Annotated in this window: 2 protein-coding genes; both read left to right on the top strand. The window is 69.1% G+C overall.

What is annotated here, in order from left to right:
* Positions 1-200: 200 nt before the first annotated feature.
* Entirely contained in the window at positions 201-11,000 is a 10,800-nt protein-coding gene (locus PUR56_RS12790; RefSeq protein WP_329948985.1) for a LamG-like jellyroll fold domain-containing protein, read from the top strand.
* A gap of 18 nt (positions 11,001-11,018) precedes the next feature.
* The gene (locus tag PUR56_RS12785) at positions 11,019-11,549 is read left to right on the top strand and encodes an SMI1/KNR4 family protein (RefSeq protein WP_329874323.1); all 531 of its coding nucleotides are present in this window, start codon (positions 11,019-11,021) and stop codon (positions 11,547-11,549) included.
* Positions 11,550-12,109: the final 560 nt, after the last annotated feature.

Below are 12,109 nucleotides of genomic sequence, written 5' to 3'. Positions count from 1 at the left end.
GCTGCACGAACTCCTCGGCATGCCCACCGACGAGGCGTCCGTCAACATCACCCGCAGCCGCCTCGGACGCCTCACTCGCCAAGGCTTCCTCACCCAACCCGGACGAGGCCGCTACCAGAAACGGACTTAACGTCCACTGACAGTCAGATATATCTGAGCATGCTCTGTTTGCGTTCCCTTGACTGTCTGGTGGGTTCCGCGTGCTGTACCGCTCCGTCGCTTTCCTGCTGTCGTTGACCATGGTCGTCCTCGGGACGGCGGAGGGGACGGCGGCCGCTGAGGAGATCGTTCGTCAGGCCGCCGCAGCTACACCGGACCCGGGCCCCCTTCCCCGCCAGGGCGCCGGCAGCGCAGAGGGCCTCGGCCATGACGCGAGCGCGGCGGCGACCAGCGCCGACGCCGGCGCCGAGGGCGGACGCGACGGTGCAGTGCCGGCGCCGGGCGAGCTGCCCGAGGAGCAGACGGCCGGCGCGGACCCGACTGCATCGGCGTCGCTCATCCCTCCGCCGGCGCCCCTGCCCACCACTGAGGTCCAGGCCGCCGAGACACCGACCAAACCGCAGGGCAAGGCGGAGAAGGCCGCCAAGGAAAGCACCGGCAGGTCCAAGGAGTTCGACCCGGCCACGAGCACCGAGCTGCCGGACAAGCGCACCGCCCACCAGCGCACCTACCGGAATGCGGACGGCACCTTCACCACCCGCAGCTACCCCAGTCCGGTCAACTTCCGCCGTGCCGACGGCTCCTGGGCCGAGATCGACACCACCTTGATCCCCGACGGCAAGGTCACCGCCGGCCGCGCCGCGCCCACCCAGTCCGGTTGGACCACGACCTCCGGGGAGAGCCGGCTCACCCTCGCGCTCAGCGCCGACGCCGACCCGCTCGTCCGTCTCCAGCTCGCCGACGGGGTCTCCGTCGGCTACGCCCTGAAGGACGCCGCCCAGGCCCAGGGCACTACCCAGGGCGGCACCATCACGTATCCCGAGGCACGCCCGCACGCCGATGTCACCTTCCAGGCGGGCAGCACCTCCTTCAAGGAGACTCTCGTCCTCAAGGACGCCGCCGCTTCCGCCGAGTGGGTCTTCCCACTGCGCCTGCAGGGCGTGACCGCGTCGCTGGATGCCGGCGGCGCCGTGGTGTTCACCGACCTGTCGGGCACCGTGCGCGGCCGGATGCCGCCCGGGTGGATGCAGGACTCCGCCTTCGCCCCCAACACCGAAGAGGGTGCCATCTCCGGTGGCGTCGGCTACGAACTTGTGTCCGTGGACGGCGGCCAGGCTCTCAAGGTCACGCTCGACCAGGCATGGCTGCATGCAGCGGAGCGCGTCTACCCGGTCAAGGTCGATCCCTCGCTGTCCTCGATCAAGGCCGTCGACGGCACCTACATCGAGTCGCCCTACAACCTGGACTTCTCCGGTGACGTGGCGCTGAAGGCCGGTACCTACGACGGCGGAGTGCACCAGGCCGAGTCCTACATCAAGTTCAATGGTGTGGAGGACGCTCTCAACAACGCCAACGTCCTTGGTGTCCGGCTGTCGCTGTACAGCATGTGGTCCAGCAGCTGCCGCTCCCGGACGGTGAGTATCCACCCCATCACCTCCAACTGGTGGGAGGGACTCCCGCGCGCCTTCCCCGGTCCGTCGACCGGCCCCGCGCTCGCCGCTCCGGCCTTCGCCCACGGCTGGCGGCCCAGCGCCAACGTCGCCTGGGTCTGCGCCCAGGCGTGGGAGTCGATCGACTTGGGTGCCGAGGGCCGCAACCTCGTCAACTCCTGGACGCACCACTGGTCGCCCAACTACGGCCTGGCGATCAAAGCCGACATGTGGGACTCCTACGGGTGGAAACAGTTCGGCAGCGACGACCACAACGGCGGCCAGCCGATCCTGGACATCACCTGGTCCAAGTACGGCGCGGGCTACGAGCTGTGGGGCCTGCAGCAGCCGGTGACGATGACCCAGGAGGGCATCGTCCGGCTCCGGGCCTGGAACTGGGGCATGGAGACCTGGACGCCCAGCAGCAGCTACAAGATGTCGTACCTGCTCTACGACGAGTGGGGCAACGACATCACGAACTATGGCACCAACGTCGCCTGGACGTCGATGCCGCACGACGTCCCGCCGGGTACCGGGGTGGTGATCGACGCGCACATTCGCACCCTGCCCCAGGGGACGTACACCGTCGCGTTCACCATGGACGACTTCATGCACAGCAACTTCTGGATCGACGGCTACGTCCAGCCCATCTCCATCCGGATCTCGTCCGTCAACGTGCCGCCGCACCTCACCCGGCTCGCCCCGCCGTCCGGCGCGGTGGTCTACCAGACCCAGCCGACCCTCGCCGCGGAGGGCCAGGACCCCGACCGCGCCCCGAGTTCCGCGCTCGACTTCAAGTTCTCCGTGTGCCGGGTGGCCGGAAACGACCCCCGGGTGGACTGTCGGGAGAGTAACTGGCTGATCGGCCAGCCCCGGTTCGCCGTGCCCGCCGGATGGCTGGGCTGGAACGAGCAGTACGCCTGGTACGCCAAGACCGGCGACGGGGCGGCCGAGAGCGACTGGTCCCAGCCGTCGTACATTCGCACCGTCCTGCCCCAGCCCAACCAGTACGTGAACTCCTCCGACACTGGCCGCGCCTTCAACACCGCCGCCGGAAACTACACCGCCGCCGCCACCGACGCCTCCGTGCCCACCGTCGGACCCGACCTGTCCGTCACCCGCAGCTACAACTCGCTCGATCCGCGCACCACCGGCCTCTTCGGCGCCGGCTGGAGCACACCGTGGGACATGCGTATCCAGGTGGAGACGAGCAGTTGGTTGTCGATGCCCGGCAACGTGCTCCTCACCGCGACCAATGGTTCGCGTGCCCGCTTCGGCTGGGACCAGGGCAAGAACTCCTACGTCGCAGGCTCCGGCATGGCGGCCGACCTGCGCAAGCTCCCCGACGGGAACTGGCTGCTGACCGACCGCGGCGGAAGGGCCCACTACTTCGACCCCAGTGGTCGGCTGGGGCAGGTACGGGACATGGCCGGGCACATCCAGGAGCTCTTCTACGCCGGCGACAAGCTGATGCAGGTCAAGGACTCCACCTCTGGCCGCTTCGTGAGCTTCGGCTGGACCGGCAACCACGTGACGAACGTCAGCCCGTCCGGCTCCACCGGAGGCTGGTCCTACCAGTACGACGGCGACCGCCTCACCAAGGTCTGCCCGCCGGAAGTGGCCCTCACCGCAGACAAGGGCTGCACGGTCTACGAGTACGCCACCGGTTCGCGCTACCGTACCTCCGTCCGTGACGCGGGCGCGAGCGGCTACTGGAGGCTCGGCGAGAACACGGGCAGCGCCGCCGCCAACGACGCCCAGGTCAGCGACCGCGCGCCGAGCGACGCCAGGGACGTGGCCTGGGGCACCCCCGGTCCCCTGGCCGGAAGCACCGACACTGCCGTGACCCTCCACGGACGGCCCACCTCCTGGGTCGAACTACCCAACCGTGCGATCAGCTCCTCCACCAACCGCAGCGTCGAGCTCTGGTTCCGCACCGGCGGCGCCGGTGTGATCCTCTCCCTGCAGAACCGCGCGATGGGCGAGGACCCGTACAACGTCGTGCCGGCGCTCTACGTCGGCTCCGACGGCCGGCTGCGCGGCATGTTCTTCGGCATCACCGGGGGCCCGATCACCACGGCGGGCCCGGTGAACGACAACGCATGGCACCACGTGGTCCTCGCCGGCGCCCGGGACAAGACGGCGCTGTTCCTCGACGGCACGCTCGTCGGTACGGGCCAGGGCGAGATCGACCACATCAACATGGACCGCGCCTACCTCGGCGGGGGCTGGACCGGCACCATGCCCGGCGGCAACGGCGGCTGGTCCTGGTTCAACGGCCAGGTCGACGAGGTCGCCGTCTATGACCAGCCGCTCACCGACCAGACCGTCGCCGAGCACTACGCGCTTCGCACGGGCAGCGCCCAGCTGACCCGAACCACCCTGCCATCCGGGCGCACCGGCGCCCGGATGGCCTACGACGGCGTCTCCGAGCGGCTCACCACCGTCACCGACGGCGCCGGCGGCGACTGGAGGATCTCCGATCCGGCCTTCACCGGCGGCTCCTTCCTCTACAGCAACGCCGTCAAAGCCTCCAACCCGGCCGGCTTCTGGCGCCTCGGCGAGCGCGACGGCGCGCTCGCGGCCGGCGAGGTCGGCAGCGGCACGGCCGGAACGTACGGTGACGGCGTCACCAAGCGAGCGCCGGGGGTCTTCGCTCCCACCGACGACACCGCCGTGCGCTTCGACGGTGGGCCGGCCTCTCACATCGAGATCCCCCAGGAGGTGCTGCACGCCACGACCGACCTGGCGGTCGAGCTCTGGTTCAACACGACCGAGCCGGGCGTCCTGATGGGCGACCAGAGCCGCACGATCGACGATCCTCAGGGCGTCGGCGGCACCTGGACTCCGATCCTGTACGTCGACTCCAACGGAAAACTCCGGGGCCGCTTCTACGACACCAGCGCCAGCACCGAGTCGGCGAACGCGGTGACGGACGGCTCCTGGCACCATGTCGTGCTCTCCGCCCAGGGGGCGACCCAGACCCTGTACATGGACGGCCGGATCGTCGGCTCACAGGCCGGAGCGGTCAACCACCAGGCCAACACCCACACCTACCTGGGTGCGGGCTTCGCCCGGTTGTGGCCCGCCTCGCCCGGCGACATCAGCCGCTTCACCGGCCTCATCGACGAGGCCGCGATCTACCAGCACCCGCTCAGCGAGGCCGACGTCCTCGCCCACTACCGGGCCCGCGGCTCCCAGGTCGCGGGGCAGGGCGCAGGCTACCGGGCGTCGGTGGTCGCCGACTCCCCGGGCGGCTACTGGCGCCTGGACGAGACCGGCGGCACCGCGGTGGCCAGCGAGGTCGCCGCGATCAAGGGCAACGGCACCTTCGGGCCCGCCGTCACGCCCGCCACCACCGGCGTGTTCGGGCCCGGTGACGGCAAGGCGGTCGAGTTCAACGGCACCAGCACGTCCTACGTCGACCTGCCCACGCCCGTCCTCCAGGCCAGGGCCGACATCGCCGCCGAGCTCTGGTTCCGCACCTCGGGACCGGGCGTCCTGCTCTCGTTGCAGAGCGAGCCCGTGAACGCGCCGCCGTACAACGTGGTGCCGGCCCTGTACGTCGGCTCCGACGGAAAGCTCCGGGGCGGGTACTACGGCATCTCCGGCGGTCCGGTCACCTCGGGCGGCGCGGTCACCGACGGCTCGTGGCACCACGCGGTGCTCAGCGCCGGGCAGGGCACCCAGTCCCTCTACCTGGACGGCGCGCTGGTCGGGATCCTCCCCGGCGCGGCCGACCACCTGAACATGAACCGCACCTACCTGGGGGGCGGCTATACCGGCACCATGCCCGGCGGGAACGGCAGCTCGTCCTGGCTGAACGGCCAGATCGATGAGGTCGCCCTCTACCAGCACCCGCTGACCGCCGAGCGCGTAGCCGCCCACTACCAGGCCCGCTCGCTGTCGGCCGCCACCGAACTGGCGTCCCGCGTCACCCTGACCGACCCGGCCGGCGGCGTCTCCACCGAGGTCCACGACGCCACCCGCGGCAACCGCCTGATCGCCCGCACCGACGAGTCGGGGGCCACCACCAGCTACACCTACGACACCGGCGGCTACCTCCACTCCGTCACCGACCCCAACGGCCACAGCAGTGTGAGCGGCCACGACGCCCGCGGCAACACCGTCTCGATCACCACCTGCCGTGACGTCAACTCCTGCTGGACCTCCTACACCGGCTACTTCCTCAACCCCGACGACCCGCGCGATCCGCGCAACGACAAGCCCACCGAGACCCGCGACGGCCGTTCCTCCGGGCCCGCCGACAACACCTACCGCACCGTCGTCAGCTACACGGCCCTGGGCTTGCCCGACACCACCACCCGCCCTGACGGCCGCACCACCCGTGCCACCTACACCGCGGGCACCGAGCCGGCCACCGGCGGCGGCACCACCCCGCCGGGTCTGCTGGCCACCGAGACCACCGCCGGCGGAGCGGTGACGACGTACGCCTACAACGCCGCGGGTGACGTGGTGCGATCCGTGCTGCCCAGCGGGCTCGTCTTCACCTACGGCTACGACACGGCCGGCCGCAAGATCTGGACGACTGAGACCTCCGACGCGCAGCCGGCAGGCGTCACCACCACCTACGTGTACGACTCCCGCAACCGCCTCACCGTCCAGACCGGGCCGAAGGTTTCCGACGCGGTGACCGGCTCCGAGCACCAGACCCGCTCCACGACGACGTACGACGCGGACGGCCGGGTGACCGGCACGACCGGCGCCGACATCGTCGGCACAGACGGTTCACGGACCGCCACGACCGTCTACGACACGGCCGGACGGGCCGAGACGGACACCGACGCCGAAGGCGGCGTCACCCGTTACGGCTACGACGCGCTTAGCCGCATTACCAGCCTGACCGACCCGTTGGGCCAGGTCACGCGGTTCACCTACACCCCTCGCAGCCAGCGCGCGACCACCGTCGTCGAAGGCTGGAACGGTGACGTCGGCGCCACCCGTGACCTGACCGTCGAGAGTCGGGCCTACGATCCGGCCGGACGCCTGGCGTCGGTCACCGATGCGATGGGCGCCGTCACCTCCTACACCTACTTCGACGACGGGCTGCCCGCGACGGTAACTGTCGAGAACGTGACCCAGTCCGACGGGACCGTCCGTTCCATCGTGATGGAGGCGGCCGAGTACGACGGTGCCGGCCAGCTCGTCAAGCGCACCACCGGTGGCGGCCGCACCACCACGGTGAACACCTTCGACTCCGTCGGCCACGTCACCCGGAGCGTGCTCGATCCGGCGGGACTCAAGCGCACCGTCTCCGCCGGCTATGACGCCGACGACCGCGTCACGTCCACCACCCTGAAGGTCAGTGACATCGAGAACAGCGTCCAGAGCAACACCTACGACGCCGCGGGCCGCCTGACCCGCAGCGAGCTGTCCTCCTCCCTCGGAGGACCGAGCAGCGTCGCGACCTACGCCTACGACCAGCGCGGCCTGGTCATCGGCAGCACCTCGCCGATCGGCAACGCGGCGGGCGCGGACCCGGCCGCCCACACCACCACGTACACCTACGACGTCCTCGGCCGCCCCGTCACCGTCACCTCGCCGCCGGTGTCGGCCGAGAGCGGCGGCGCCGCTGGGGCGATCATCAGGCCGACCTCCACGACCGGCTACAACGCCTTCGGCGAGGAGGTCTCCGCCAAGGACCCGCTCGGCCGCGTCGCCCGCACCACCGTCGACCGGCTCGGCCGTGCCACCTCCACCGCCCTGCCCGCCTACACGCCGCCCGGAGCCGGTACCCCGCTCAACGCCACCGGCAGGGTCGAGTACGACAAGCTGTCCCGCGTCGTCGCCGCCACCGACCCGGCCGGGCGACGGACCACCTTCGCGTACGACCGCCTCGGCCACGGGACCAAGCGCGTGGATCCCAACTCCGTCGGCGGTCTGCAGCCTCCGGTCGACGACAATCCGCCCACCTGGACCTCCACCTGGACCCCCACCGGGCTCCGACTCTCCGCCACGGATCCGCTGGGAGCCCGCACCGAGGCGACCTACGACCAGCTCGGCCGCGTCCTCACCGCCACCACGGTCGAACGCAAGCCCGTGCTGCAGAACCTGACTAGCCGGTTCACCTGGGACGACGCCGGGAACCAGACCGCCGCGACCAGCCCCGGCGGCAGCGTCGGGAAGGCCACGTACAACGTGGCGGGCCAGATCGTCACGGCGACCGACCCGCTCGGCCGCACCAGCCGCCGCGACTACGACGGTGTCGGCCGCCTCGTCAAGAGCACCGCCCCGATGGGCGAGGCCGTCCGCATCCGCTTCGACGGCCTCGGGAACCCGGTCGTCGCCGAGGACCTCGACGCCGCCGGTTCGGTTCTGCGCACGGTCACCACCGCGTTCGACCTCGAAGGCCGCACGGTGAGTGCGACCAGCCCGACGACCGGAGCCGTCACCACCACCCGCTACGACGCGCTCGGCCGTACGGTCGCGTTCACCGAGCCCGTCGCCGTCGGCCAGCCGATCACCACGACCTTCGGCTACGACGCCGTTGGCAACCGCACCCGTCTCACCGACGGACGCGGCAACACCACCGTCTACACGTTCAACGCCTGGGGCCTTCCCGAGAGCACGGTCGAACCGTCCACCACCGCCCACCCCGGCGCGGCCGACCGCACCTGGACCACCGCCTACGACGTGGCCGGTCAGGCCGTGAAGCTCACCGAACCGGGCGGCGTGGTGCGCACCCGTACCTTCGACCCGGCCGGGCGTGTCGTCCGCGAGAGCGGGGCCGGAGCGGAGACGGGGACCATCGACCGCGAGTTCGCCTACGACAAGGCCGGACAGCTGGTCCAGCACAACGCGACCGCGCCGGCGAGCCAGGCGTACGCCTACAACGATCGGGGCCTGCTGCTCAAGGCTGGCACCGACCTGAACGTCCAGGCCCAGACCTGGGAGTACGACGCCGAGGGCCGTCAGACCAAGCGCTGGGACAAGTCCACCGGAACCAGCATCTTCGGCTACAAGCCCGACGGTCAGCTGGACTGGGCGCACAACCCCCAGACCGGTACCCAGAACTGGTACGGCTACGACGGCGACGGCCGCCTCAGCAAGCACTTCTACGTCGCCCCGGACCCGGCCGACACCACCAAGCTCAAGGCCATGTCAGAGCGCCGTCTCAGCTACGACGCGTTGGGGCGCCTCGCCGCCGACCAACTCCTCGTGAACCCCACTGTCGGCACCAGCGCTCAGCTCACCGCCACCGCCTACGCCTACGACCTCGACGACCGTCTCACCCGCAAGACCGTCAGCGGCACCCCCACCGACCCGGTGCGGGACAACACCTACGGCTACGACCTCGCCGGCCGTCTGACCTCGTGGACCGCCGACGGCACCACCAGTCCGTACACCTGGGACGCCGCCGGCAACCGCACCGGCAACGGCACCGCCACCGCCTCCTACGACGAGCGCAACCGGCTCCTCGGAGACGGCACCAGCACCTACCGCTATACCGCACGCGGCACCCTCACCGGCGTGACCACCGGAGTGCAGGAGGAGACCCTCGGCTACGACGCCTTCAACCGCTTGATCAGCGACGGCACCGTCACCTATACCTACGACGGCCTGGACCGCGTCATCGGCCGCAACGCCGCCAGGTTCACCTACGACGGCGGCACCAGCAACCTGACCAGCGACGGCACGTGGAGCTACGCCCGCGACAGCGCCGGTACCCTCCTCGGCGCCACCGATGGCACCAATAACGTCCGCATCCGCACCGACCAGCACACCGACGCCACCGCCACCCTGAACACCGACGGCACCGCCGTCGTCGGCGCCACCACCTACGACCCCTTCGGCAAGCCCGTCACCACCAGCGGCACCCGGTCCAGCCTCGGCTACCAGTCCGGCTGGACCGACCCCACCACCGGCGACGTCAACATGAGCGCCCGCTGGTATCGTCCCGGTACCGGCGGCTTCACCTCCCGCGACTCCTGGCAGCTGAACCCGTCCCCGTCCGTCCAGGCCAACCGCTACACGTACGGCAACGCCAGCCCGATCAACGGCACCGACCCGACAGGGCACGAGAACATCTCGCACTGTGGCTGTGGAGGCCCGGCGGCCGTGGCCCCCGCCGTCCCCGGCCCCAGCACCGGGCAGGCGGCGGCCGGCAACGGCGGCGGTATCAACTTCGGAGGCAACGGCCGGTTCGGCGGCTCCGTGACCATCAAGCAGGGCTCCGGCCAGTCCGCCCCGCAGGCGGCCCAGCCGGCCGCGCCGTACGTCCCGAACACCTCGGGTGCCCGGGCACAGGCTCCGAACTCCGCACCCGTGCCGGGCGTGCCGTTCGCCGGTGCGAACGTGGTGGGACTCGGTGGCTATGGCTCCACGAGTAGCTCATCGTCGAGCAGCTCCTGGGGCAACGAGATCGACCGCGAGAAGCAGGAGGCCCGGGACTGGCGTCGGAGCAACCCCGGTCGCCTGTCCAGCAGCAAGCCGGTCGGCCAGGGAACAGCTTCCTCGCCGACCGCAAAGGGCGCGCCACCGGCCTCGCCGAAGGGCCCGGCGTCCCCGAAGAAGCCGACCGGCTCGTCCGTCAAGAACCCGACCGGAGCCCGCGGCCCCCAGAAGCAGCCGACCTGCAAGACCTGCGGCCCGGTCAAGGCACCCCCACGCCCGGCCGCGCCCAAGGCCGAGCCCCCCAAACCCATCCTCGACAAGAACGCACCCGCACCCCAACGCCCCACCCCCCAGGTCGACTGGACCCCCCCGAACTCCCGAGACGCCCTCAACTTTCTCGCCGCGAGCTATAACACGGTCGATCTGCTGAACCAGCTGACCATTGAGCAGAACGTCATTCCCGAAAATGAGCTCGGGAATCCCGGGCTCCTTGTCCTGACGGACGTTGAGGCCGAGTCGTACGTTCAGAAATTCGATGACCGAAAGTCCGGATACGACTGTGTGAACGGGGGGCGAAGCAAGGTCTACTACCAGCCGTTGGACGGGCTTGGACGGGCAACCGGAGTGCAGGCCTGCCTTAACCGGCCTGCCTACAATTACTTCGATTCGGGCACCGGTGAGCTGCTCAATCCGCACAATGAGGATTGGACAAACATCATGGGCAGTGAGGTTGAGTGGCCGATCCGGGATCCGGACCTGCTGCCGCCGGGGTTCCGTCTGGGGGCCGGCCTGAACCGTGGTCACCTGTTGGCGCGGCAGCTGGGCGGTGACGGGCTGGACCGCCGTAACCTGGTTCCGTTGTACAGTCTGGTGAACGTCTCGACCATGAAGCGGTACGAGAACCGGGTAAAGGCTGCAGTGGATTCAGGTGAGTCGGTTTACTATGCCGTCCGCCCGGTTTACGATGGCGACAACACGATCCCGACATCCATTGTCATGATCGCTTGGGGCAATAGGAATACAAGGTTTGTGGCGCGAGTTCCGAACGTTCGTTGATAGTGGAGGTGGTCTAGGTTGAGTTGGACTGAGCGTCTTCGTATCGAAATCGGATGGGATCGACCGCGAGAGAATGTCGACTGGACTGCGGTCGAGTCATTGCTCGGCTTGGCGCTTCCGGGATCTTACAAGGATTATGCTGAGGCGTTCGGGTGGGGTGAGTTCAATGGCGCGATTGAAGTTTTTGGGGCGGTTGGAGACATTTCGCACGGCGGTATTGTGGGCGAATCGAAGAAGCGGTCGGAACTGGCCGATCTGGATCAAGAGTTCGAGTCGATGTATGCGCCGTACTCGGTCTTCCCAAATCCGGGCGGGTTGATGATCTGGGGCGTCACGGGGCGCGGAGATTCACTCTTCTGGGAGACTCGCGGAGAAATTTCGGAACGTTGGCCGATCGTGGCTATCACGGAGGACGGGCGTTCGTTCTCCTACGGAATGGAGGTCTCCGAGTTCCTCTACGGATGTGTTGTGAGCGGGGACATCAGGCCCTTCTCTGCCGTTTCTCGAGGTTATGCAAGCGGGTTTATGCCAATTGAATCCTACGAGTGAGGTAATGTGGAGGCCCGGTCTCCTGATGCCCGATAATGTCATGCCAGGGTTCCTCTCATGACGAGTGGCACGGTGGGAATCCTTTCCCTGCGGGACCAGGGAGTTGGATGCAAGGAACGGGCGCTGCGCCTCGGGCTAGCGGCGATGACTGATTTGGGCGTCAGGTATTTCCTCGTCGGTGCTCTCGACGGTACGCCGCCCAATCCCTTCAGTGACGGCTCCTGGAGCGTGCCCCCACGCGACTGCCGGAACCAGCAGAGAGGGGGACGTCCTCGTGATATTTCGGCAGCTGGCCTGCATCCGCCTCTGTGGCGGAGGCTTCACCCGGTCGATCCCGGAGGACCGGACGGCCACTCCTGGTGAGCCACGGTCGGCAAGCACCCATTGGAAGACATCCCATTTGGTTGGGTTGGGTAAACGTGTCGCGCGTCAGACTTTGTGGCAGGGCTTGTTTCTTGCGGGTCCTGCCCTGTGAAGGAGTCTGATCGATCATGGTGAGGCCGCCGGTGTTGCCGCCGGAGGAGAAGGTCCGGATCGTGCTGTCGATCCTGGCCGGTGAG

This window comes from Streptomyces sp. BE303, from assembly GCF_036290945.1.
In the GTDB taxonomy this organism is placed as follows: Bacteria; Actinomycetota; Actinomycetes; order Streptomycetales; family Streptomycetaceae; genus Kitasatospora.
This window is presented reverse-complemented; position numbering and strand designations above follow the sequence as displayed.